Here is a 23133-nt window from a genome sequence, read left to right on the forward strand (position 1 = left end):
TTCAGCTCCCTACTTGCGGACTTTTGCCGAGAACAGCCCCTGGGGCCGCAGCATCAGGATGAGGATCACCGCCGACAGGGTCAGGACCTTGGCCATGGAGCCGGACAGGAAGAACTCCAGCAGCGATTGCGCCTGGGCGATGCCGAAGGCCGAGGCGATGGTGCCGAGCAGACTGGCCGCGCCGCCGAACACCACCACCAGGAAGGTATCGACGATGTACAGCGAGCCCGCGGTGGGGCCGATGGAGCCGATGGTGGTGAAGGCCGCGCCGGCCACCCCGGCCACGCCGCACCCCAGGGCGAAGGTCAGGCGGTCGACGCGGCGGGTGTTGATGCCCACGGCGCGGGCCATCAAACGGTTCTGCATGGTGGCGCGGACCTGCAGGCCCCAGCGCGAGCGATAGAGCATGAGGAACAGGGTGATGGTCAGCAGCACGGTCACGGCCATGACGAAGAGGCCGTTCTTGGGGATGTCGATGCTGGCGGTCGGACTCCAGGAGCCCATCAGCCATTCCGGCATCTCGGCGCTCACCTCGCGGGCACCGAACACCGAGCGAAACAGCTGTTGCAGGATCAGCGACAGGCCCCAGGTGGCCAGCAGGGTGTCCAGCGGCCGCTGATACAGCCGGCTGATCATCGCCCATTCCACCAGCCAGCCGATGGCGCCCGCGACGAAGAAGGCCAGGACGATGGCGAAGAGGAAGTAATAGGGCTGCAAGGCGGGCAGGTGATGCTGGATCAGCGTGGACACGACATAGGTGGTGTAGGCGCCGACGGCGAGGAATTCGCCATGGGCCATGTTGATCACGCCCATCTGCCCGAAGATGATCGCCAGGCCCAGCGCCATCAGCAGCAGCACGCAGAACACCGACAGGCCATTGAAGCCCTGCATCACGGCGATCGCGCCGAAGTCGGATAAGCTTTCCATGGAGATCTCCCCGCGAAGGTGGGCGGGGCCGCCGCGGAGGCGACCCCGAACAGGCTCTTACTGATAGCCCTTGGGGAAGGGATTGGGCTCGATCAGCTCGGGGGACTCGTAGACCACCTTGAAGGTGCCGTCCGGCTGGATCTGGGCGATGCGCGAGCGGCTCCAGAGGTGATGGTTGTCGTGCACCTTCACGTAGCCTTCCGGCGCGGTCTTGAGTTCCAGGCCCGGCGAGGCCGCGACCACCTTGTCGACGTCGAAGCTGCCGGCCTTCTCCACCGCCATCTTCCATAGCCAGGGCCCGAGGTAGGCGGCCTGGGTCACGTCGCCGATCACCGCGTCCTTGCCGTACTTGGCCTTGAAGGCCTCGACGAAGGCCTGGTTGTTGGGGTTGTCCAGGGTCTGGAAGTACTTCATCGAGGAGTAGAAGCCAGCCATGTTCTCGCCGCCGATGCCGAGCATCTCGTCCTCGGTCACCGAGAGGGTCAGCAGGTTCTGCTTGGCGGCGGTGATGCCGGCGGCCTTGAGCTGCTTGTAGAAGGCCACGTTGGAACCGCCCACCACCGCGGCGAAGACCACGTCGGGCTTCTTCAGCTTGATCTTGTTGGTCAGGGAGCCGAACTGGGTGCCGCCCAGCGGGTAGTACTCCTCCCCCACCACCTCGCCGTGCAGCACGTTCTCGATGTGCTTGCGGGCGATCTTCATCGAGGTGCGCGGCCAGATGTAGTCCGAGCCCACCAAGTAGAAGGTCTTGGCGCCCTTCTCCTTGGCCAGCCAGTCCAGCGCGGTGAGGATCTGCTGGGTAGCTTCCTGGCCGGTATAGAAGACATTCTTCGACTGCTCCAGGCCTTCGTAGAAGGTCGGGTAGTAGAGCAGGCCATTGTCCTTCTCGAAGATCGGCAGCACCGCCTTGCGCGAGGCCGAGGTCCAGCAGCCGAACACCGCGGCCACCTTGTCGGCTTCCAGCAGCTTCTTGGCCTTTTCGGCGAAGGTCGGCCAATCGGAGGCGCCGTCCTCCTGGACGATCTTGACCTGCCGGCCGAGCACCCCGCCCTGGGCGTTGATCTGCTCGATGGCCAGGCGTTCGGCCTGGATGGCACCGGTCTCGGAGATGGCCATGGTACCGGTGGCGGAATGCAACTGGCCGACGGTGACCTCCTTGTCGGTGACGGCCAGGCCCGTGGTATTGGCGGCGTCCGCCATGACGCCCTGGCTGAACACGCTGGCCGCCAGCAGGGACAACGCCGCGGCGCCCAGCGCCAGGCGCCGGGGAAGGCTGGATTTCACGCCCGATGATCTGTGCATCTTCTCGCTCCTCTAGGTGATTGCCGTTCGTCCCTGGTGGCCAGGACTGCGGGTTTTCGCTGCGGAGCAAGGATGGGGCGCCGGTGCCGCCCGGGAACATACGCAGGATGACGTAAGGGCCTACGTCATCTGACGTACATCCCACTGCAACACCCTGGGGCATCCTCTGTCTCGCGCGCGCCCGCGCGGAGCAAGCAGGATTGCCGCGGCGCGCCATACCGAGGCGTCAGGCCCGGAGGCCTCCAGCCGGGGCACGGAAATTGCCTGACGAGCCGAGCGCCGAACCGCCAGGAGCCCTGCCGTGCAGCAGACCGGGACGCAACGCATCGCCAAGATCCGGCGGGACTACAACAGCTGGGTCGCCGACGAGACCCTGGAGGACTACGCCCTCCGCTATACGCCGCGCTCGTTTCGCAAATGGTCGGAGTTCCGTATCGCCAATACCGCCCTGGGCGCCCTGTCTTTTCTCGCCCTGGAGGCCATCGGCGGCGCCCTGGCGATCAGCTATGGCTTCACCAACACCCTCTGGGCGGTGCTGGCGGTGAGTCTGGTGATCTTCCTCACCGGCCTGCCGATCAGCTACTACGCGGCGCGCTATGGGGTGGACATGGACCTGCTGACCCGCGGCGCCGGCTTCGGCTACATCGGTTCGACCATCACCTCGCTGATCTACGCCAGCTTCACCTTCCTGTTCTTCGCCCTGGAAGCGGCGATCATGGCGCTGGCCCTGGAGCTGTACTTCCATATCCCGCTGGCGCTGGCCTATGTGATCTGCTCGATCATCATCATTCCCCTGGTCACCTACGGCATCACCCTGATCAACCGCCTGCAGCTGTGGAGCCAGCCGCTCTGGCTGATCCTGCTGGCCTTGCCCTATGCCTTCGTCATCGCCAAGAACCCCGGCGCCCTGGCGGACTGGACCACCTTCGCCGGACGCGAGGGCGAGGGCGGCGCCTTCAACCTGCTGTACTTCGGTGCTGCCTGTACCGTGGGCCTGGCGCTGGTGACCCAGATCGGCGAACAGGTCGACTACCTGCGCTTCCTGCCCGAGAAGACCGCCGAGAACCGCTGCCGCTGGTGGGCGGCGTTGCTGCTGGCCGGCCCCGGCTGGATCCTGCCCGGGGCGCTGAAGATGCTCGCTGGCGCCTTCCTGGCCTTTCTCGCCCTGCAGCATGAAATCCCCCTGGAGCGCGCCGCCGAACCGACCCAGATGTACCTGGTCGCCTTCGGCTACGTGTTCGCCTCGCCGGAATGGGCCATGGGCGCCATGGTGCTGTTCGTCATCGTCAGCCAGGTGAAGATCAACCTGACCAATGCCTATGCCGGCTCCCTGGCCTGGTCCAACTTCTTCGCCCGGGTCACCCACAGCCATCCCGGCCGCGTGGTATGGCTGGTGTTCAACGTGCTGATCGCCCTGATGCTCATGGAGCTGGGGGTGTTCGAGGCCATCGAGGAGGTGCTCGGGCTCTATGCCAACATCGCCATCGCCTGGATCGGCGCGGTGGTCGCCGACCTGGTAATCAACAAGCCCCTGGGCCTATCGCCCAAGCACATCGAATTCAAGCGCGCGCACCTCTACGACATCAATCCGGTGGGCGTCGGCGCCATGCTGCTGGCCTCGCTGCTCTCCGGCCTGGCCCACGCCGGGCTGTTCGGCGCCCTGGCCCAGGCCGCGTCGCCCGCGGTGTCCCTGCTCGCCGCGCTGGTCTGCGCGCCACTGCTGGCCTGGCTCACCCGCGGCCGCTACTACATCGCCCGCACCAGCGTGTTGAAGCTGCTCCATCCCGCCCAGGTCCACCTGGAGTGCGTGCTCTGCGCCAATGCCTTCGAGCGCGAGGACATCGCCTTCTGCCCGGCGTATGGCGCGCCCATCTGCTCGCTCTGCTGCGCCCTGGATGCGCGCTGCGGCGACCTGTGCAAACCCGAGGCACGCCTGGCCGCGCAATTCGACACCCTGCTGCGCTGGCTGCTGCCGAATACCTCGGTGCCGCGCCTGCATACCCGCCTGGCGCATTACCTGGGTGTGCTCCTGGTCATGGTCGGGCTGATGTTCTGCGCCCTGGCGCTGATCTACAGCCAGGTCTCCCAGGGCCTCCAGGGCGACGAGCGCCACCTGCTCTACCAGGGCTTCTTCAAGGCCTTCATGGTGCTCACCCTGTTCGCCGGGGCGCTGGCCTGGTGGGTGGTGCTGACCCGCGAGAGTCGCCACGTGGCGCTGGAGGAATCGACCCGCCAGACGGCACTGCTGATGCAAGAGATCCAGGCCCACCGCAAGACCGACGAGGCCCTGCAGCGCGCCAAGGAAGCCTCGGAAGCCGCCAATGCCGCCAAGAGTCGCTACGTCACCGGCCTGTCCCACGAATTGCGCACGCCACTGAACAGCATCCTCGGCTACACCCAGATCCTACAGCGCGACCCCACCAGCAGCAGTCGCCAGCAGGAGGCCCTGGCCACCATCTACCGCAGCGGCTCGCACCTGCTGTCGCTGATCGACGGCCTGCTCGACGTGGCCAAGATCGAGGCCGGCAAGCTCAACCTGGAGCCTTCGGAAATCGCCTTTCCGGAATTCATCGAGCAATTGCAGCAGATGTTCGCCCCCCAGGCCCAGGACAAGGGCCTCAGCTTCCGCCTCGACGCCCAGGGCCGCCTGCCGGCGGTGGTGCGCGGCGACGAGAAACGTGTCCGCCAGATCCTCATCAACCTGCTCGGCAATGCCGTGCGCTACACCGACCGGGGCGGCGTGGTGCTGGGGGTGACCTATGCCCGGGAAACCGCCACCTTCGAGATCAGCGACAGCGGCCAGGGCATCGCCCCGGAGCAGCTGGAGCGACTGTTCCAACCCTTCGAGCGTGGTGACCCGCTGCGCCAGGACAACGGCCTCGGCCTGGGCCTGACCATCACGCGGATGCTGGTAACCCTGATGGGCGGCGCCCTGGATGTGCAGAGTACCCCCGGCCAGGGTACCCGCTTCGTGGTCCGGCTGTTCCTCTCCGAGGTGCGCGTACCCCAGGCCCTGGTGCATGTCGAACATCACATCAGCGGCTACCACGGGCCGCGCCGGCGGGTACTGCTGGTGGACGACCACCTCGACCACCGCCGCGTACTGGCCGGCATGCTCGAACCCCTGGGCTTCGAGCTGGCCGAGGCCAGCAACGGCCAGGACGCCATTCGCCAGGTGGCCCTGTGGCAGCCCGACCTGATCCTGATGGACCTCGCCATGCCGCTGCTGGACGGCCTGGAGACCAGCACCCTGATCCGCCACAACGGCCTCTCCCGGGCGCCGATCATCGTCATCTCCGCCAACGCCTTCGCCGACGACCGCGAACGCAGTGCCGCCGCTGCCTGCGACGACTACCTGGCCAAGCCGGTGCACACGCCGCAATTGCTGGAAAAGATCAAAAGGCACCTGGACCTGCACTGGCTGGAGCGCCCCGAGGGGCCGGCCAAGCTGCCACTCGCGCCCTTGCAGGCGCCGAGCGCCGCCAGTCTGGCCGAGCTGCGGGAGTTGGGTGCCCTGGGCTATGTGAAGGGTATCCTCGAATGCCTGGACCGGATCGAGCATGATGAACCCGCCAGCGCCGTCTACGTCGCGTCCCTACGCGCCCTGGTCAAGCGCTTCCAGCTCAACGACTTCAACCGCCGCCTCAAGGACGCCCTGCAGCCGGCCGACCTGCCCCTGGAAGGAGAACACCCATGAATGCCGCCCTACAGCCCGCTCCCGCCGGCGTCGTGCTGATCGTCGATGACACCCCCGACAATCTCGCCCTGCTCTCCGACGCCCTGGACGCCACCGGCTACATGGTGCTGGTGGCCATGGACGGCGCCAGTGCCCTGGAGCGCATGCAGCGTCGCCGGCCGGACGTGGTGCTGCTGGACGCGGTGATGCCCGGTCTGGACGGCTTCGAGACCTGCCGTCGGATCAAGGCCCAGGCCGAACTCGCCGACATCCCGGTGCTGTTCATGACCGCCCTGACCGACAGCGAGCACGTGGTGGAAGCCTTCGCCGCCGGCGGTATCGACTATGTCACCAAGCCATTGAAGACCGACGAGGTGCTGGCACGGGTGGCCGCCCACCTGCGCACGGCCCGGGAACTCCAGGCGGCCAGGAGGCTGCCGCCCAGCCGCCCGCCATCCGCAACCAAGCTGGACCTGGCACCGCTCAGCAGCCGCTACCAGCTGACCGGGCGCGAGGTCGAGGTGCTGCACTGGGTGGCCTGCGGCAAGACCAACCGCGACATCGGCGACATCCTCGGCCTCTCGCCCCGCACGGTGAACAAGCACCTGGAACACGTCTACGTGAAACTCGGCGTGGAAACCCGTACCGCGGCCGCCACCCTGGCCATCGCCGCCTGTCGATGACGAAAGCGCTGCGAAGGGCACTTCCAGACGCACCTTCGGCTACAGGGGCGGCGCATACCGTTGGGCGGATTTGGTCCCATCCCCGTGCAGCTTTTTTCGATTCACCCGGCGGGAAGGTACATGTCAGGCGATCGCCCCGGTGCGCTTGCCGAGTGCCGAAAGTGTGCATGGAGCCGGTACCTTCGTCGGTTGATCGCGCCCCCGCAGACCGCCAACGCTGTGCGAAGGCCTGGCTTAGGGTATCCTCGCGCCCGACCAAATCCGCTACCGATGAGCTGCACAATGGGTTTTGAACAACTAGCCGAGCTTCGCGACCGGCTCCGCGCCGAAAAGGCGCAGCTGCAACCTGCTACCAAGCAGCAACCTCCGCAGAAGTCGCAGAAGGCGCAAAGACCTCAGAAGCCGCAGAAGCCGCCGCGCGAAGTCAGGTCTCCCGAAGAGGAAGCGGCTTTCGAGGCCATTCGGCGCCTGCAGAAGCACTTCCCGCTGGCCTTCCCGGTCAATCCGGCGCCCAAGGTGCCGCTCAAGGAAGGCATCCTCAAGGATGCCGAGCAGCACTTGGGAACGCTCGGTATCTCCATCGACCAGTTGAAACTGGGTATCGCGGCCTGGTGCCAGGGCAGTCGTTACTGGGCGAGCATGAAGGAAAATGCGCCCCGTCTTGACCTGACCGGTCAAGCGGTTGGCGTCGTGACCGCCTCCCAGGCACTGCATGCGTCGCGCCAGGCCCGCCGCAAACGTGCACAGGCCCGTCGCGACAAGGCGCCGGCGAAGGACAAGGCGGTCGAGGCCAGCGTCGCGCCCCAAGCGGAATCGGCTGGGTAACGGGGCTGTCACAGCATCTGTCCGGTCGAGATCGCCATGCCTGCCAACGACCGCTACGGTCTGCCGCTATCGACCTCCTCCGGCGCTGCCGAGCATTACCGGAGCGGCGTGGACCTGCTGTTGTCCCTCTGGCCCGGTGCGGACGCGTCCCTGGAGCGAGCGATCGCCCTGGACCCGGACTTCGCCCTGGCCTGGGCCGCCCGCGCCCGCCTGCACCTGATCGACAACGAGGTGAGCGCGGCGCGCAGCGCCGTCGAGCGCGCGCAACGCCTGATCGTACAGCGCGGGACGGAGCGCGAGCGCAGCCACGTCCAGGTGCTGCAGCGGCTGGTGGCGGGTGAGTCCGCCCAGGCGCTGCAAGGCGCCCTGGACCATGCCGAACGCTGGCCCCGGGATATCCTGATCCTGGGATTGCCCCTGGGCGCTTTCGGTCTCCTGGCCTTCTCCGGCCGGGCCGACCATGACCAGGCCCGCGTCGACCTCTGCGAACGCCATGCCCGGCACTTCGCCGCGGATGACTGGTGGTTCCAGACATATCACGGCTGGGCGCTCGGCGAGAACGGCGATGTGCTGCGCGGACGGACGCTGACTGAAAAAGCCCTCGAATTGCGCCGCCAGAACGTCAACGCTGCCCATGCCCTCACCCATGTGCTGCATGAATCCGGCGCCAGCGAAGAGGCGGCACGACTGATCGCCGACTGGCTGCCCGAGTATCCCCGTCATGGCACGCTGCACGGGCATATCGCCTGGCATGGTGCGCTGGTGGCCCTGGAACGCGGTGATGACCAGGGTGCGCTGGCGTTCTACGAAACCTATGTGGCGCCGGCCCACTCCACCGCCGGCCCGCTCAACCGGGTGAGCGACAACGCCTCCTTCCTGTGGCGCCTGGCACTCCAGGGCCGGGAGGTACCGGCAGCGCTCTGGCAAGCCACGGCGACCAGCGCCAGCGGTCTCTTCCCGCAACCCGGGCTGCCCTTCGCCGATGTCCACATGGCCATGCTTGCCGCAGCGACGGGCGACCGGTCCGCCGTGGACGCCCGCCTCAGCGGACTAGCCGCACGGCTGGAGGCAGGCACCCTCCCTGCTGGCCCCGTCGTCGCCCTGCTGTGTCGTGCCTTGCTGGCCTTCGCCGAGGAAGATTATCGCGGCTGCATCCAACTGCTCGAACCCGTCCGCGCCGATATCGCCCGCATCGGCGGCAGTGGCGCCCAACGCGAGGTCTTCGAGGACACCCTGCTGGTGGCCCTCATGCGCAGCGGCGAGAGCGAGCAGGCCCTGGCCCTGCTGGACGAGCGCCTACATCGGCGCCCGTCGCGGCGGGATGGACGGTGGCTGACGGCATTGGCGGCTGAAGGCAAGTTCCAATAGCGGGCGATACCACGGCGAGTCCTTACCGGTAGTACGAGACGCTTCGTCTGGCGTAATCAGCGAAGCATGTCCGATAGGTAGCCGTCGTCTTCTTTCTCAGCGGCTAGCTTTCACGTTTGAGCAACACTGGCGCCCCATTGGTAACGTCGAATATCTCCTGCTTGCAGTAGCCATTGAAAAAGGTGAATAGCGCGAGATAACGCTTGTGGGGCTCAGGCGTGAAAGTGCTGTATACCGGCCCACAGGATCCCTTTCCCCCCGAGGCATTCGACCATTCGGATTTTCCATGTACCCCGTAGAGCGTTCCAACGTCCAAAACTGTCTCTCTAGACGGTACCGCCTTGAGTAGACCGCTGTTCATCTTCTTGGAAAATTTTGCAATCCAGGGCAATAGCAACTCGTCGCCGGTGGCGCCGTCGTAGACCTTTCCAACTTGCACCTCGCCGTGCTCCTTCGACGTAAGCGAATAGGCTACTGGCATGGGGGCACCCGTGCTCCGCAGAATCAAGACGGCATACTCATCCGTAGGGGTGAAGTTGGTCTGATAACTGACCGGAGCAGGTTTGGGTGGAACGCTGGAGGTACATCCAGCCGCCAGCGAAACCACGCAAAGCAGGGAGCAAAGTTTGAGCAGAGGGGGAATGTTCGGCATAGGCTCTCGTCCGCCCCCTTTTTGAAAAGGCCTAGCATGCAACGTCGGATGCAGCGACAAAAATGCCGGCGGACGGCCGTTTCGGATTTACCGGCTAACGGCGGCAGCCTCCCATCTGCCTGATCTCCTTTACCAATTCAGGTGACGACGACATCGCTACCTGGCTCAACCGTGGGTCAGATACCACCGCCAATCCTGCTCGCCCACCTCGGCCATGAATTGCCGGTACTCCGTACGCTTGATGGCGAGATATATCTCGACGAAGCGCTCGCCCAGGGCTTCCCGCGCCCAGCTGGAGCGCTCCAGGGCCTGCAGCGCGGTGAACCAGTCGGTAGGCAGGAATTCGGTGGCCTGCTCGTAGCCGTTGCCGACGATGGCCGGGCCGGGATCGCGTTGATCGCGGATGCCCTGGTGGATCCCGGCGAGGATGGCGGCGGCGGCGAGATAGGGATTGGCGTCGGCGCCGCAGATGCGATGTTCGATGTGGCGGCTGACGGCCGAGCCGCCCGGGACGCGGAAGGACACGGTGCGGTTGTTCACCCCCCAGCTCTTGGCCAGCGGCGCATAGCTGTTGGCCTGGAAGCGCCGGTAGGAGTTGGCGTTGGGGCAGAAGATGGCCAGGGAATCGAGCAGGCTATCCATCATGCCGCCGATGGAATGGCGCAGCAGCGGCGTACCCTCGGGGTCTTCGCTGGCGTAGAGATTGTTGCCCTCGGCGTCGGCCAGGCTGACGTGCAGGTGCATGCCACTGCCGGCGCGGTCGCCGAAGGGCTTGGCCATGAAGCAGGCCTGCAAGCCATGGCGATTGGCCACGCCCTTGACCAGTCGCTTGTAGCGCACCCCTTCGTCGATGGCCTGCAGGGCATCGAAGCGATGCTCCAGGGTCAGCTCGACCTGGCCCGGGGCGTATTCGGAGATGGCGGTACGCACCGGCAGGCCCTGCGCCTCGCAGGCCGCGTAGAGATCGTCCAGGAACGGCTGCAGCTGTTCCAACTCGTACACTCCATAGACCTGGGGTGCCTGGGGCCGGGCGCCGTTCATCAGCAGCGCCGGTTGCGGACGCCCTTCGGCATCCCGTTCGCGATCCAGCAGATAGAACTCCAGCTCCACCGCCATCACCGGATGGAAGCCATCGGCCTGCAGGCGCTCGATCACACGGATCAAGGCATGCCGCGGGTCGGCCGGGGACGCCGGCAGGCCCTGGGTCGGGTGCATGGTCACCTGCACCTGGCCGGTCGGGGACGAGCGCCAGGGTTGCAGGGTCAGGCTACCGGGCACCGGATAGGTCCAGCAGTCGGCATCGGCCACTTCCCAGACCAGGCCGGTGGCCTCGACGTCCTCGCCCTGGATGGTCAGGGCCAGGATGGAGCTGGGCAACGGGCGGCCCTGCTCGTAGATGGCCAGCAGTTCGTCACGGTGCAGCAGCTTGCCGCGGGGCACGCCATTGGCGTCGATCAGCATCAGCTCGATGCTGCGCACCTCGGGGTGGGCGGCGAGGAAATCCCGGGCTTCCTGGGGATCGGCGAATTTCATGATGAGTTCTCTTCTGTTCAGCAACGGGCGCCGGGCACGGCCAGCAATTCGGTCAGGGCGTCATCCAGGGTGGCGATGAGGCGATCGACATCGGCCGCGGTGGTGTCCGGGCAGCACAGGGTCATGTTGTGGAACGGCGTGATGAGGATGCCGCGGTTGATCAGATAGAGGTGCAGCGCCTGCTGCAGGCTATCGTGGAAGGCCGCTTCGGCCTGGGCGCCGGTCCTGGGCGGGGTGACGCAGAACTGGAATTCGCAGCGGGCGCCCAGCTCGGTCACCGACCAGGCCAGCCCGTGACGGGCGATCAATTCGCGCAAACCGGCAGCCAGGCGCGCGGCCAGCGGCAGCATCAGGTCGTAGGCGGCGGGTGTCATCACCTCTTCCAGGTTGACCCTCAGGCAGTGCATGGCCAGGGCATTGGCCGACAGGGTGGTGCCCATGCCGCTGTGGCCATGGCCGTGGCTGGTCTCGCTGGCGTGCTGCTGCGCGAGACGCATGGCCTGGGCCATTTCATGGCTGCAGCCATAGGCCGAGCAGGCCACGCCACCGGCGACGGGCTTGCCGAAGGTGATGAAGTCCGGTTGCAGGTTCCAGGCGCGGGTACAGCCGCCGGGGCCGGTGGACAGGGTATGGGTCTCGTCGATGATCAGCAGGGTGCCGTACTGGCGGGTCAGGGCGCGCACCTGCTCCATGAAGCCGGGCTCGGGCAGCACCATGCCGATGTTGGTCATGGCCGGCTCGCAGAGCAGCGCGGCGACGTCGCCCTGGGCCAGGGCCGCTTCCAGCGCCGCCAGGTCGTTGAAGGGCACGGCGCGGCTGGTCTCGGCGAGATTGCTGACCTGGCCGATCAGGCCGCCGCGATGCACGGTGCGGCCATCCTGATAGCGCACCATTACATCGTCGACGGTGCCGTGGTAGCAGCCGTCGAACACCAGCAGCATCTTGCGATTGGTGATGGCCCGCGCCCAGCGGATCACATAGCGGTTGGCATCGGTGGCGGTGGCCGCTACCTGCCAGAACGGCAGGCCGAAGCGCTCGGCCAGCAGTTCGCCGGCGACGATCGCATCCTCCCCCGGCAGCATGGTGGTGAGGCCCCGAGCGCCCTGCTCCGCCAGAGCCTTGGCGATGGGCGCGGGTGAGTGGCCGAACATGCTGCCGGTGTCGCCCAGGCAGAAGTCGACGTACTCATGGCCGTCGACGTCGTAGAAGCGGGCCCCCTGGGCATGGCTGACGAAGAGTGCGCTGGGCATCGACCAGTCGCTCATCCAGTGCATCGGCACGCCGCCGAACAGGGAGCGCCGGGCGCGCTCGGCGAGGACGCGGGATTTGGGGTTCTGCGCGAGGAAGCGCTCGCGCTCGCGGGTGGTGAAGGTTGTGACTGCCGCTTCGCTGATGCCACTGGTGGTCATGACGCTAGGTCTCCGAGGTTGAATGAAGGGGCTGGTCCGGCTCAGTGGCCGGCCGAGATACCGCGATCTATGGCCAGGTCCGCCCCGGTGATGGAGCGCGCGGAGGGCTGGCAAAGGAAGAAGGCCAGAGCGGCGACCTCGTCGGGTTGGACGAAGGTCGCGTTCTCGCCCTGGGGATACTTGGCGAGCAGGTCCTGCAGGTAGCCGGCCGGATCGCCATTGCCGTAGCGCTCCGCCTGGAAGGTCAGCATCGGCGTGGCCACGTCACCCGGGGAGAGGCTGTTGCAGCGGACGCCGCTGGGCGCCAGATCCAGCGCCAGCGCCTTGGTCATCAGGGTAACGGCGCCCTTGCTGGCGCAATAGACGGCCGCGTTGCGGTTGCCCTGGCGGCCGGCGTCGCTGCTGATGTTGACGATGGCGCCTTGGGTTTCGCGCAGGGCCGGGATGGCCGCGGCGCAGAGGAAGAAGCTGGCCTTGAGATTGACGTCCAGCACCAGGTCGAAGTCTTCCTCGCTGAAGGTCTCCGCCGGGCCTTCGCGCCAGACACCGGCGCAATTGACCAGGGCGTCCAGGCGCCCCAGGTTCGCCAGCGCGGCCTGAACCACCTCCTGGGCGACCCTGGCCCGCCGCAGGTCCGCGGCGTGGAAACCGGCCAGCTCGCCGTCGGCCTGCAGCGCGGCCAGCGCCGCGGCGTCGAGATCGGTGCCGAACACCCGCCAGCCGTGGCGGGTGAAGTGCGCGCGCATGGCCTGGCCGATGCCGCCCAGTACGCCGGTGATGAGCACGACAGGTTGCATCTCAGGCTCCCTTATTTTCGAGGCGGCTGTTGCCGCCGTCCACCACCAGGCATTCGCCAGTGATGTAGCTCGCCTCGGGCGAGCCCAGGAAGGTGACCGCCGCCGCCACCTCGGCGGGACGGCCGGCGCGGCCCACGGGAACGTGGGTCGCCGCCCACAACTCTTCCGGCAAGCTGGACTCGGTGGCGATCCAACCGGGCGCCACGGCGTTGACCGTGATGCCCTGGCCCGCCACCTCCAGCGCCAGACTCATGTTCATGCCGACCATGGCAGCCTTGGCCGCACTGTAGGCGGCCTCCCCCACGTTGCCCGCCCGAATGCCAGTGGCCGAGCTGACATGGACGATGCGGCCATAACGCCGTTGCTGCATGCCGGGCAACACGGCGCGGGTGAGCAGAAAGGCGCTGGTCAGATTGCGCGCCAGCGACAGATTCCAGTCGGCGAGACTCATCCGGGCCAACTCCACCAGGGGCTCCGGGCTGCCCTGCATGGCCATCCCGGCATTGTTCACCAGGACATCGATCCGCCCCCAGCGCCCTTCGGCCCAGCGGGCGAACTCCAGGACTGCCGCTTCTTCGGTGAGGTCCAGCAGCGCCCGGCCCTCGACGGTGAAGCCCGCGTTGCGCAACTCCGCCACCCGCTCGGCTACCCGCGCGCTGCTGGCGGTAACGATCAGCTTCGCGCCGGCCGCGCCCAGACGTCGTGCGCAGGCGAGGCCGATGCCGGCAGCACTGCCGACACCGCTGACCAAAGCCACCTGACCTACCATTGACCGAGGCATAAGACACCTATCCATCGCTGTTTCGATGGACTTTAGGTGTTCCTGACTGATACAAAAAGACGATCGTTATCAGAAAAATTGACAGTCGTGGCCTTCACCAGCGAAACGCTCAAGATCTTTCTCGCCGTGATCGACGAGGGTTCCTTCTCCGCCGCCGCCCGGGCGCTGGGTCGGGTGCCATCCGCCGTCAACATGGCCGTCTCCCAACTGGAGGCGGAACTGGATCTGGTGCTGTTCGACCGCGCCACCCGCAAGGCCCTGCCCACGCCTGCCGCCCGCGCCCTCGAACCCCAGGCGCGCCAGGTGGCCAGCCAGCTGAACCTGCTCGACGCCCATGCCCTGCAGTTGCACGCCGGCCTTGAACGGCGCTTCGTGCTGGTGATGGCGCCGGAGCTGCAGACCGGCGCCTGGAGTCGCCCGTTGGTGACCCTGGCCGAAGAATTCCCGGCGTTGGAAATCGAGATCCGCTCGGCGGCGCGCGCCGAGGCGATCCGGCTGCTGCACGAAGGCAGCGTGGACATGGCGTTGATCTTCGAGCGTCCAGGCATCGACGAGCACGAAGGCTTCGCCGAGGCCGGTAGCCAGTTGCTCACGGCGGTCGCCGCGCCCGGCTATCCCTTGACCCGGGCGGGCCGACCGCTGGACGAGACGCTGATGGCCGATACCCGCCAGATCGTGGTGGCCGGTGGCGACCGCAATGCCTCGGACCCGCAGATCGTGCTGTCGCAACGGGTCTGGTTGACCGACAGCTACCTGGCCACCCTGGACCTGGTGCAGGCCGGCCTGGGCTGGGCCTACCTGCCCCATCCGCTGGTGCGGCCGCTGATCGCCGCCGGCCTGCTCGAACAGGTGCAATTCGACAACATGGCCAGTCAGATTCGCCGCTGGATCGATGTCATCTGGATCAAGAACCGGCCCCAGGGGCTGGGCGCCCGGCGCTATCTCCAGTTGCTCCGCGAACAGATAGGCACCAAGCCGGCGTAGTGGCTTCAGCGGCCCTCGCGCAGCCGCTGCCGCAACTGCGCACGCAGGACCTGGTCCGCCATCTCCTTGGCCAAGGCACCGGATAGCAAGGCCTGGAACAGATCGCTCAGATGCCCGGGCAGGCGCCCTCCCGGGGGCGGATCAGCGGGCAGTTGGCGCAGTATTCGGCGGGTACCGTGGCCTGGTAGTAGAAGCAGCAGGTACGCCGGAAACGAACGGGACGCCCCATGGTATTGGCGGTCGCGGGGCGGCGGAACTGCGCCAGTGGATTGGTCTCGAACCCCAGCTCCGCTGGCGTGGCCGCCAGCAGCCAGGCGAAATCCCCGGCGCAGCGGGCACGGATGGCCGGATCGGCCAGTTCGGCAAGGCGCCGGTCATACAGCGAGTAGAGCCGCACCGCGGCGTTCTCCCAGAGGATGCGGAGCGAGACGCGGCCGACCCGCGCCAGGCTCTCCCAGAGCGGTCGCAGCAGATCGCCGAACAGGGTACGAGCCAGCACCGCCCGTGCAGTGGCGTGATCCTCCAGGGCGGGCAGCGGCCGGGTATCGCTCAACGGCAGGGCCGATCGCCAGCGCCCCTGGAGGTGGCCGTCCTCGATCCAGACATTGCCAGGCGTCAGGTCCAGGCGCCGGTCATAGGCCGACAGGGCCTGGCACCTGGCCCTGGCGAGGTTCCAGCAGTCGGGCGCAGGCCTTGAGCAGGGTGCTCTTGCCGGAGCCGTTGCTGCCATGTCACTCATGTCCGGTGCTACCTGGTCGATGTTGCATAGATGATATTGATTCTACTTTACACGGAGCAGCGAGGACCACCCCGGAAGTCGTCTACCCTGCCCTTTCGCCTGGAAGACGGGAAAGGGCCTGCATGAGTTTCAGCGCGCCAGGCTCTCCGCCGGCAGCGGGGAAAGGTCAATCTCACGGCAATAGTCCATGAACAGCCGCGTCGCCTTGCTCGGTTCGTTGTTGCGCAGGTAGGCCATGATGAAGGTGGAGGCCGGCATGTCGTCGTGGATGTTGACCTGGGCCAGGCGCTTGCCGTCGTAGGTGATGTCCGTCGTCGGCCGGGTGACCAGCACGGAAAAGCCCAGGCCCTGCCCCACCATGCAGCGCACCATCTCGATGGAGGGCGAGCTGTAGGCCACCGTGGGGTGGTAGCCCTTTTCCTTGAAGATGTCGATGAAGTAGTTACGACTGGGCACCACGTCCAGCAGGATCATGGGTTCGCGGCTGAGTTCCTTGAGGGTCACCGCCTTCTTGCCCGCCAGGGGGTGGGCGGCGGGCAGCAGCGCATAGGGCTTGTGCGGAGCGTTGAGCTTTTCCTTGGTGATGGAGTCGCCCAGCTCCAGATCGTAGAGGAACACCAGGTCGAAGCGGCCCCGGTGCACGCCGTGCATGAGTTCGTGTTGCTCGCCATCGTGCAGCTGGATGGTGATCTCGGGATAGAGCCGTTTGAAGCCGGCGACCAGCTTGGGGATGTAGAGCGGCGCCGCCGATTCGAAGCAACCGATGGCGACGGTACCCGAGACCATCTCGTTCTCGGCACGGGCGTTCTGCTCCAACTCGTACGACAGCCGCAGCAGCTCCTTGGCCTTCTCGTAGAGCCGACGTCCGCTAGCGGTAAGGGATACACCCTGGGCGTGATGACGGATGAACAACTTCTGCTCGAAACTTTCTTCGAGATTCTTGATGGCCACGGAAATGGACGGCTGGGAAATATGCAGTTGCCGCGCCGCCTCGACGATACTGTCTTCTTCGACCACCGCCACGAAATAACGAAGTTGTCTCAGGGTGAAACGAGTCATGGCGCTTCCATAGGATAAAACTTTTCGGAATAGATATCTGCATAGAAGAAACCATAAAAGCGAAAGCCATGCCATTCCCCGCAGCGGGGCCACGCGACCCGTCTTGTCAGGCGCTGCGCCCGCTGCAGCAGACGAGCAATGGCATCCACTGTCCGGGCCAAAACGCACCAAAATACTGCATCTCATGACCCTGTGATTGCATCCTGCCCTGCGTTGGGGCGTATATCGCGCAGAACAAAAAGCCGCCGCTCAATGCTTAGGAAAAGTCTATGCAATGACCCGTAATTTGTTAATTGACGGTGAGTCTGGCGGACGCCAATTCTGTTCTTAGCAACAGTGCGGACGCTTCGCGAAAGCGCGCACTTTCTTTGAAATGGCGACAGGTTGGCCCACCATGACTTTCGACTGGAACTACATGTTCAGCCTCATCGGCGACACTCAATTCTGGCTGGCAACCTGGACGGTCATCAAACTCAGTACCCTCACCTGGATCATCAGCATCGCCCTCGGTTTCTTCATCGCCCTGGCGAAACAGTCCCGGCATCCCGCCCTAAGCCTGCCGGCCCGCGGCTATATCTGGTTCTTTCGCAGCGTGCCGCTGCTGGTGCTGCTGATCTTCATCTACAACCTGCCGCAGGCGCTGCCCTCGACCTCGATGGTGCTGGCGGATCCCTTCTGGGCGGGTCTCATCGGCATGGTCATCAGCGAGACGGCCTATGTCGCCGAGATCCACCGCGGCGGCCTGCTGTCGATCCCCAAGGGTCAGAACGAGGCGGCACGGGCCCTGGGGCTGCGCTTTCTCGGCACCCAATGGCGCATCGTCATCCCCCAGGCACTGCGGGTGGCGCTGCCGTCGCTGGCCAACGAATACATCTCCATCGTCAAGCTCAGTTCGCTGGTCTCGGTGATCTCCCTCACCGAGATCCTGATGGTCGGCCAGCGCCTCTATTCGCAGAATTTCCTGGTCATGGAGACCATGGCGGCGGTGGCCTTCTACTACGTGCTAATCGTCACCCTGTTCGACTTCCTGCTCAAACGCCTGGAGCGCTTCCTCGACGTCACCCAGCGCAAGGTGGTGCGCACCCCCGATGAGCAGGTGCTGGCCCTGGCCACCCAGGCCTCCACCGCCAGCGCCAAGCCGCAATGGGACGCCGCCATCCCGGCGCTGCAGGCCGCCCGCCTGCACAAGGCCTACAACGACGTCGAGGTGCTGGGCTCGGTCAACCTGCAGATCCAGCCCGGCGAGGTGGTGTCGGTGATCGGCCCGTCGGGCTCCGGCAAGACCACCCTGATCCGCCTGCTGAACGGCCTGGAGCAGTTGGACAACGGCGAGATCCGTATCAACGGCCAACCCTTCATCCACCTGCGCAAGGACGGCGCCCAGAAGCCACGTTTCATCGAACACAGCGAACACCGCCTGGACATCGGCATGGTGTTCCAGAGCTTCAACCTCTTCCCCCACCTCACGGTGCTGGACAACCTGTTGCTCGCCCCGCGCTACCACCGCCTGGATACCCCCGCGGCGCTCAAGCAGCAGGCCTACGCCCTGCTCCACAAGGTCGGGATGCTCGACCACGCCTGGAAGTATCCGCACCAGCTCTCCGGTGGCCAGCAGCAGCGCGTGGCCATCGCCCGGGCACTGATGATGCGACCGCAGATCATGCTGTTCGACGAGCCCACCTCGGCGCTAGATCCGGAGAAGGTCAACGAGGTGCTGCAGGTGATCGAGGCGCTGGCCAACGAGGGCATCACCATGGTGATCGTCACCCACGAGATGAACTTCGCCTTCAAGGTCTCGGACCGCATCGTCTTCATGGAAAAGGGTCGCGTGGTCTGCGATGACGCGCCCCAGATACTGCGTAACGGCCAGCATCCGCGCGTCGAGGCCTTCCTCAAGGACGTGTCCCTGGCTTGACCCCCACCCTGGCTTTCGGAGAACAGAGATGATCGAGCAAGCGCAACTGGAAAGTTTCCACCAGAACGGTTACCTGGTGGTAGAGAACCTGCTGACGGCCGCGGAGATCGCCGCCCTGCAGAGCGATTTCGAACGCTGGGTGGAAGACAGTCGGAGCCACGCCGAGGCCTGGGGCGAAACCCTGGACGGCCGGGCGCGCTTCGACGTGGAACTGGACCACCGGCCCGATCACCCGTCCCTGCGCCGGGTCAGCTCCCCCACCGAGATCTCGCCGGCCTATCGCCAGGTCGCCTTCACCTCGCGGATGGCCCAGGTCGCGGCCCAGCTGATCGGCGGCAGCGGCACCCGCTTCCACCACAGCAAGATCAATTCGAAGCTGCCGCACACCGCCACCCAGGTGAAATGGCACCAGGATTTCCTCTTCACCCCGCACAGCAACGATGACGTGGTCACCGCGCTGCTGATGGTGAGCGAGGTCACCCCGGAAAACGGTCCGCTCACGGTCATCCCCGGCAGCCACAAGGGCCCGCTGTGGTCGCACTGGCAGGACGGCCGCTTCAGCGGCGCGGTGGACGACAGCGTGGTGGCCGAACACTGCGGCGAGCCGGTGGCCTGCTTCGGCCCCGCCGGCTCGGTGTGCTTCATGCACACCCGCCTGTTGCACGCCTCCAGCCCCAACCAGACCGAACTCCCGCGCACCCTGTTCATCGCCGTCTACGCCGCCGAGGACGCCCTGCCCTTCGGCGAGAACCCGCTGCCCAGCGAGCACGCCGGGATGCTGGTAGCCGGCCAGGAAAGCGGCCTGGTACGCAGCGTGGCCAACAGCGTACGCCTGCCGCAGAAACCCCGCGGCGCCTCCTTCTTCGTCCAACAGGCCGGGCTCGACCAGGCCGCCGTTTGATCTTTCCTACCCGTCAAGGAGCATCGCCATGCAAAGATTCAGCGCCGCCTCGATTCGAATCCTCTCCACCACCGTGCTGGGCGCCACCCTGGCCCTGGCCTCCAGCCTGGCCGCGGCCGACTTCCTGCAACCGGGCAAGCTGGTCGCCGGTTCCGACCTGACCTTCTTCCCCTACGAGTACGTGCAGGACAACAAGCCGGCGGGTTTTGACATCGAATTGGTCGATGGGCTGGGCAAGATCATGGGGCGCAGCGTGGAAACGCTGGACACCCGCTTCCCCAACCTGATCACCGGCCTGCAGGGCGGTCGCTTCGATATCGTCAACTCGTCCATGTACATCACCGCGGACCGCCTCAAGGTGATCGACATGATCCCCTACCTGAAGAGCGGCGAGTCGATCATCGCGCTCAAGGGCAGCGACTATCAGCCCAAGAAGCCGGAAGACTTCTGCGGTCACAAGATCGGCTCCATGGGTGCCACTTCCTGGCTGCAGCAGCTGCACAAGCTCTCCGACGAATACTGCGTGAAGAATGGCTTGCAGCCCATCGCCGTGAGCGAATACGGCACCGATCCCCAGACCACCCAGGCGCTGCTGTCCAAGGCCGTCGAGGCCCAGATCACCGACGCCGCCGTGGCCCGCGGCCTGGTGGAAAAGCTCGGCAATCGCGTGGTGATCTCCTCGGACAGCCTGATCTATCCGGTGCTCAACGGCTTCGGCGTGAAGAAGGGCAATGACCAGATCAAGACCGCCCTGGTGGACGCGCTCAAGCAATACAGCGCCACCCCGGAATACGCCGCCCTGCTGAAGAAGTACAACTTCCAGGCGCCCACCGAGGCCGATATCGCCGCCCTGATGCCCAAGCCCTGAGCCTTCCGGAGTCACGACCATGGCACTCTCCCACGAGGAACAGCTGCGTATCGATCTGGCGGCGACCTTTCGCGTCATCGCCCACCTCGACATGCATGAAGCCGTCGCCAACCACTTCAGCGCCGCCGTCTCCCCCGACGGCAAGCGCTTCCTGATCAACCCCAAGTGGAAGCACTTCTCGCGCATCCGCGCCAGCGACCTGCTGCTGCTCGATGCGGACGATCCCCAGGGTGCCGAGCGCCCCGAGGTGGATGCCACGGCCTGGTCGATCCATGGGCAGATCCATCGCCGCCTGCCGGAGGCACGGGTCGTGCTGCACCTGCATCCGGTCCATACCACGGCGGTGGCCTGCCTGGCCAAGCCGCAGATCCCGCCCATCGACCAGAACACCGCCCGCTACTTCAATCGCCTGGCGGTGGACGAACTCTATGGCGGCATGGCCGATACCGAGGCCGAAGGGGCGCGCCTGGCAGGCCTGCTCGACGGCAAGCAGCGCCTGTTGATGGGCAACCACGGCGTCATGGTCATCGCTCCCACCATCGGCCAGGCCTTCGACGACATCTGGACCCTGGAGCGCGCCTGCCAGATCCTGGTCACCGCCTGGTCCACCGGTCAGCCGCTCAAGGTGCTCTCCGACGAGGTCGCCGAGAAGACCGCGCGGGCCTGGGAAGGCATCACCGACTTCTCCGAGCAGCATTTCGCCGAGATGAAAGAACTGATGATCCAGGCGGACCCCTCCGTGCTGGATTGATCGCCGCGGAGCCTCCGCGCTCCGCCCTCCTACTGCTTAGAGCCTGTTCAAAATCTCGCGAGCTAGAGCCAAACAAGGCGAAAACGGCTGAGGAAGCGGAGTTTACGAATGGTAAATGAGTATTCCGAAGGCGTTTTCAACGCAGTTTGGCCGACGCGCAGCAGACTATGAACAGGTTCTTATGATGACGGCCGCCCCCTGCGGAGCGGCCTAAGGGTACCGTCATGACCGCATTACCGACCGCTATCGACACCCTGGTGATAGGCGCCGGCCAGGCTGGAGTCGCCATGAGCGAACACCTGGGCCGCCTGGGCATCGAACACCTGGTGCTGGAAAAGAACCGCATCGCCGAAGCCTGGCGTACCGGCCGCTGGGACTCCCTGGTAGCCAATGGCCCCGCCTGGCACGATCGCTTTCCCGGCCTGGAATTCCAGACGCCCCCGGACGGTTTCCCCGGCAAGGACGAGATCGCCGCCTACTTCGAGACCTATGCGCGGCAGATCGGGGCGCCCATCCGTACCGGCGTCGCGGTCACCCGGGTATGCCGTCACGAGGGCCGCAGCGGCTTCCTGGTCGAGACCTCGGCGGGCAACCTGAGCGCGCAGCGGGTGGTGGTGGCCACGGGTCCCTTCCAGAAACCGGTCATCCCGGCCATCGCGCCCAAGGACGACGGGCTCTACCAGATCCACTCCGCCCAGTACTTCAATCCCCAGCAACTGCCCGAGGGCGCGGTGCTGGTGGTCGGCGCCGGCTCCTCGGGGGTGCAGATCGCCGAGGAATTGCTGCGCGCCGGCAAGCGCGTCTATCTCTCGGTGGGTCCCCACGACCGGCCGCCGCGCGCCTATCGCGGGCGTGACTTCTGCTGGTGGCTGGGCGTACTCGGCCTTTGGGACACCGAGACCATGCAGCCGGGCCGCGAGCACGTGACCATCGCCGTCAGTGGCGCCCGTGGCGGCCATACCGTGGACTTCCGCCGCCTGGCCCAGGCCGGCATGACCCTGGTAGGCCTCACCGACACCTTCGTCGGCGGCACTGTGCGTTTCCGCCCGGATCTGAACCAGAATCTCGACGCCGGGGATGCCAACTACCTGGCCCTGCTGGACGCCGCCGATGCCTATGCCGCCCGCCACGGCCTCGACCTGCCCGAAGAACCCGACGCCCGCGAGCGCGTGGCGGACGCCGATTGCATTCGTGAACCGCTCAAGGAACTCGACCTGAAGGCCGCCGGCGTCAGCGCGGTGATCTGGGCGACCGGCTACGCCACCGACTTCGGCTGGCTGCAGGTGGACACCTTCGGCGACAACGGCAAGCCCAGGCACCAGCGCGGCGTCGGCGCCGAGCCGGGCATCTACTTCGTCGGCCTGCCCTGGCTCAGTCGTCGCGGCTCGGCCTTCATCTGGGGCGTCTGGCACGACGCCCGCCACGTGGCCGACCAGATCGCCATCCAGCGCCGCTACCAAGAGTACCGCCCAGGCGCAGCCACCACCTTGCCGGTCCAGCGCTCGCGCACCGCCTGAAGCCCTTTTCGAGACCAGGAGCCCCCACCATGGCCACCCCGACCCACACCCGTATCCGCATGTTCAATACCAAGGACACCTACCCCAACCAGACCCTGGACAACGACCTCTGCCAGGCGGTGCGCGCCGGCAACACCGTCTACGTCCGCGGCCAGGTGGGCACCGACTTCGCGGGCAACCTGGTCGGGCTGGGTGATCCCCGGGCCCAGGCCGAGCAGGCGATGAAGAACGTCAAGCAGCTGCTGGAAGAAGCCGGCAGCGATCTCAGCCATATCGTCAAGACCACCACCTACCTGATCGATCCGCGCTACCGCGAGCCGGTGTACCAGGAGGTCGGCAAGTGGCTCAAGGGCGTCTTCCCCATCTCCACCGGGCTGGTAGTCGCGGCCCTGGGCCAGCCCCAGTGGCTGATGGAGATCGACGTCATCGCCGTGATTCCCGACTGA

21 protein-coding genes are annotated in these 23133 nt (G+C 66.1%); 11 read left to right on the plus strand and 10 right to left on the minus strand.

Annotated features, from left to right (window positions below; genetic code table 11):
- Positions 1 to 9 precede the first annotated feature (9 nt).
- Together urtB and urtA are read right to left on the minus strand one after the other, a co-directional pair.
- Positions 10 to 927 (minus strand): urea ABC transporter permease subunit UrtB, encoded by a 918-nt coding sequence (gene urtB, locus RND78_RS22430; protein WP_312732189.1) that lies wholly within the window; start codon positions 925 to 927, stop codon positions 10 to 12.
- Positions 928 to 984: 57 nt separating this feature from the next.
- Complete coding sequence (gene urtA, locus RND78_RS22435) at positions 985 to 2229, minus strand: urea ABC transporter substrate-binding protein (RefSeq protein ID WP_312732190.1); 1245 nt, start codon at positions 2227 to 2229, stop codon at positions 985 to 987.
- 301 nt (positions 2230 to 2530) lie between these two features.
- Here urtA and RND78_RS22440 point away from each other — a divergent pair, with 301 nt between their 5' ends.
- The 4 genes from RND78_RS22440 (at position 2531) to RND78_RS22455 (ending at position 8781) form a co-directional block, all read left to right on the plus strand.
- Positions 2531 to 5926, plus strand: a complete 3396-nt coding sequence (locus RND78_RS22440; protein WP_312732191.1) for an ATP-binding protein — start codon at positions 2531 to 2533, stop codon at positions 5924 to 5926.
- Positions 5923 to 6588, plus strand: coding sequence for a response regulator (locus RND78_RS22445; protein ID WP_312732192.1), 666 nt, complete (start codon positions 5923 to 5925; stop codon positions 6586 to 6588). Before RND78_RS22440 ends, RND78_RS22445 begins: the two co-directional genes overlap by 4 nt.
- A gap of 282 nt (positions 6589 to 6870) precedes the next feature.
- Positions 6871 to 7413: a ProQ/FinO family protein gene (locus RND78_RS22450; protein WP_312732193.1), complete on the plus strand. Its 543-nt coding sequence runs from the start codon at positions 6871 to 6873 to the stop codon at positions 7411 to 7413.
- Between the two features lie 36 nt (positions 7414 to 7449).
- Positions 7450 to 8781, plus strand: a complete 1332-nt coding sequence (locus tag RND78_RS22455) for a tetratricopeptide repeat protein (RefSeq protein ID WP_312732194.1) — start codon at positions 7450 to 7452, stop codon at positions 8779 to 8781.
- A 103-nt stretch (positions 8782 to 8884) separates the two neighbouring features.
- Here RND78_RS22455 and RND78_RS22460 read toward each other — a convergent pair whose 3' ends face one another.
- From RND78_RS22460 to RND78_RS22480, 5 genes are all read right to left on the minus strand, one after another.
- Positions 8885 to 9433: a hypothetical protein gene (locus RND78_RS22460; RefSeq protein ID WP_312732195.1), complete on the minus strand. Its 549-nt coding sequence runs from the start codon at positions 9431 to 9433 to the stop codon at positions 8885 to 8887.
- Positions 9434 to 9598: 165 nt separating this feature from the next.
- Positions 9599 to 10966, minus strand: coding sequence for a glutamine synthetase family protein (locus RND78_RS22465; protein WP_312732196.1), 1368 nt, complete (start codon positions 10964 to 10966; stop codon positions 9599 to 9601).
- Positions 10967 to 10983: 17 nt separating this feature from the next.
- Positions 10984 to 12375 carry an aspartate aminotransferase family protein gene (locus tag RND78_RS22470; RefSeq protein WP_312732197.1) on the minus strand — a complete coding sequence of 464 codons (1392 nt, stop codon included), beginning with the start codon at positions 12373 to 12375 and terminating at the stop codon, positions 10984 to 10986.
- Positions 12376 to 12416: 41 nt separating this feature from the next.
- Positions 12417 to 13172: an SDR family oxidoreductase gene (locus tag RND78_RS22475; RefSeq protein WP_312732198.1), complete on the minus strand. Its 756-nt coding sequence runs from the start codon at positions 13170 to 13172 to the stop codon at positions 12417 to 12419.
- A 1-nt stretch (position 13173) separates the two neighbouring features.
- On the minus strand, positions 13174 to 13953 hold the full coding sequence (locus tag RND78_RS22480; RefSeq protein WP_312732199.1) for an SDR family oxidoreductase: 780 nt from the start codon (positions 13951 to 13953) through the stop codon (positions 13174 to 13176).
- An 87-nt stretch (positions 13954 to 14040) separates the two neighbouring features.
- Between RND78_RS22480 and RND78_RS22485 the strand changes: the two genes are divergently transcribed.
- The gene (locus RND78_RS22485; protein ID WP_312732200.1) at positions 14041 to 14937 is read left to right on the plus strand and encodes a LysR family transcriptional regulator; all 897 of its coding nucleotides are present in this window, start codon (positions 14041 to 14043) and stop codon (positions 14935 to 14937) included.
- Positions 14938 to 15043: 106 nt separating this feature from the next.
- Here the strand turns inward: RND78_RS22485 and RND78_RS22490 are convergent, their stop codons facing one another.
- The 3 genes from RND78_RS22490 to RND78_RS22495 all read right to left on the minus strand — a co-directional run bounded on the left by RND78_RS22490 (position 15044) and on the right by RND78_RS22495 (position 16735).
- Positions 15044 to 15583: an IucA/IucC family C-terminal-domain containing protein gene (locus tag RND78_RS22490; protein WP_409457099.1), complete on the minus strand. Its 540-nt coding sequence runs from the start codon at positions 15581 to 15583 to the stop codon at positions 15044 to 15046.
- Positions 15570 to 15638: a hypothetical protein gene (locus tag RND78_RS28415; protein WP_409457100.1), complete on the minus strand. Its 69-nt coding sequence runs from the start codon at positions 15636 to 15638 to the stop codon at positions 15570 to 15572. The genes RND78_RS22490 and RND78_RS28415 overlap by 14 nt, the downstream gene beginning before the upstream one ends.
- A gap of 167 nt (positions 15639 to 15805) precedes the next feature.
- Positions 15806 to 16735 carry a LysR family transcriptional regulator gene (locus tag RND78_RS22495; protein ID WP_312732202.1) on the minus strand — a complete coding sequence of 310 codons (930 nt, stop codon included), beginning with the start codon at positions 16733 to 16735 and terminating at the stop codon, positions 15806 to 15808.
- Between the two features lie 394 nt (positions 16736 to 17129).
- Here RND78_RS22495 and RND78_RS22500 point away from each other — a divergent pair, with 394 nt between their 5' ends.
- The 6 genes from RND78_RS22500 (at position 17130) to RND78_RS22525 (ending at position 23133) form a co-directional block, all read left to right on the plus strand.
- Positions 17130 to 18650 carry an amino acid ABC transporter permease/ATP-binding protein gene (locus RND78_RS22500; RefSeq protein ID WP_312732203.1) on the plus strand — a complete coding sequence of 507 codons (1521 nt, stop codon included), beginning with the start codon at positions 17130 to 17132 and terminating at the stop codon, positions 18648 to 18650.
- Between the two features lie 28 nt (positions 18651 to 18678).
- Positions 18679 to 19551: a phytanoyl-CoA dioxygenase family protein gene (locus RND78_RS22505; protein ID WP_312732204.1), complete on the plus strand. Its 873-nt coding sequence runs from the start codon at positions 18679 to 18681 to the stop codon at positions 19549 to 19551.
- 28 nt (positions 19552 to 19579) lie between these two features.
- The gene (locus RND78_RS22510; RefSeq protein WP_312732205.1) at positions 19580 to 20419 is read left to right on the plus strand and encodes an ABC transporter substrate-binding protein; all 840 of its coding nucleotides are present in this window, start codon (positions 19580 to 19582) and stop codon (positions 20417 to 20419) included.
- Positions 20420 to 20438: 19 nt separating this feature from the next.
- Positions 20439 to 21170, plus strand: a complete 732-nt coding sequence (locus RND78_RS22515) for a class II aldolase and adducin N-terminal domain-containing protein (RefSeq protein WP_312732206.1) — start codon at positions 20439 to 20441, stop codon at positions 21168 to 21170.
- Between the two features lie 224 nt (positions 21171 to 21394).
- Positions 21395 to 22687: an NAD(P)/FAD-dependent oxidoreductase gene (locus tag RND78_RS22520; RefSeq protein WP_312732207.1), complete on the plus strand. Its 1293-nt coding sequence runs from the start codon at positions 21395 to 21397 to the stop codon at positions 22685 to 22687.
- A gap of 29 nt (positions 22688 to 22716) precedes the next feature.
- The gene (locus RND78_RS22525; protein ID WP_312732208.1) at positions 22717 to 23133 is read left to right on the plus strand and encodes a RidA family protein; all 417 of its coding nucleotides are present in this window, start codon (positions 22717 to 22719) and stop codon (positions 23131 to 23133) included.

The sequence above is a fragment of the Pseudomonas oryzihabitans genome (assembly GCF_032027545.1).
Classification (GTDB): domain Bacteria; phylum Pseudomonadota; class Gammaproteobacteria; order Pseudomonadales; family Pseudomonadaceae; genus Chryseomonas; species Chryseomonas oryzihabitans_F.

Coding starts and splice junctions, on each gene's coding strand:
- urtB (WP_312732189.1), bottom strand. CDS start 927: ATGGAAAGCTTATCCGACTTCGGCGCGATCGCCGTGATGCAGGGCTTC.
- urtA (WP_312732190.1), bottom strand. CDS start 2,229: ATGCACAGATCATCGGGCGTGAAATCCAGCCTTCCCCGGCGCCTGGCG.
- RND78_RS22445 (WP_312732192.1), top strand. CDS start 5,923: ATGAATGCCGCCCTACAGCCCGCTCCCGCCGGCGTCGTGCTGATCGTC.
- RND78_RS22450 (WP_312732193.1), top strand. CDS start 6,871: ATGGGTTTTGAACAACTAGCCGAGCTTCGCGACCGGCTCCGCGCCGAA.
- RND78_RS22455 (WP_312732194.1), top strand. CDS start 7,450: ATGCCTGCCAACGACCGCTACGGTCTGCCGCTATCGACCTCCTCCGGC.
- RND78_RS22460 (WP_312732195.1), bottom strand. CDS start 9,433: ATGCCGAACATTCCCCCTCTGCTCAAACTTTGCTCCCTGCTTTGCGTG.
- RND78_RS22465 (WP_312732196.1), bottom strand. CDS start 10,966: ATGAAATTCGCCGATCCCCAGGAAGCCCGGGATTTCCTCGCCGCCCAC.
- RND78_RS22470 (WP_312732197.1), bottom strand. CDS start 12,375: ATGACCACCAGTGGCATCAGCGAAGCGGCAGTCACAACCTTCACCACC.
- RND78_RS22475 (WP_312732198.1), bottom strand. CDS start 13,172: ATGCAACCTGTCGTGCTCATCACCGGCGTACTGGGCGGCATCGGCCAG.
- RND78_RS22480 (WP_312732199.1), bottom strand. CDS start 13,953: ATGCCTCGGTCAATGGTAGGTCAGGTGGCTTTGGTCAGCGGTGTCGGC.
- RND78_RS22495 (WP_312732202.1), bottom strand. CDS start 16,735: ATGACTCGTTTCACCCTGAGACAACTTCGTTATTTCGTGGCGGTGGTC.
- RND78_RS22500 (WP_312732203.1), top strand. CDS start 17,130: ATGACTTTCGACTGGAACTACATGTTCAGCCTCATCGGCGACACTCAA.
- RND78_RS22505 (WP_312732204.1), top strand. CDS start 18,679: ATGATCGAGCAAGCGCAACTGGAAAGTTTCCACCAGAACGGTTACCTG.
- RND78_RS22510 (WP_312732205.1), top strand. CDS start 19,580: ATGCAAAGATTCAGCGCCGCCTCGATTCGAATCCTCTCCACCACCGTG.
- RND78_RS22515 (WP_312732206.1), top strand. CDS start 20,439: ATGGCACTCTCCCACGAGGAACAGCTGCGTATCGATCTGGCGGCGACC.
- RND78_RS22520 (WP_312732207.1), top strand. CDS start 21,395: ATGACCGCATTACCGACCGCTATCGACACCCTGGTGATAGGCGCCGGC.
- RND78_RS22525 (WP_312732208.1), top strand. CDS start 22,717: ATGGCCACCCCGACCCACACCCGTATCCGCATGTTCAATACCAAGGAC.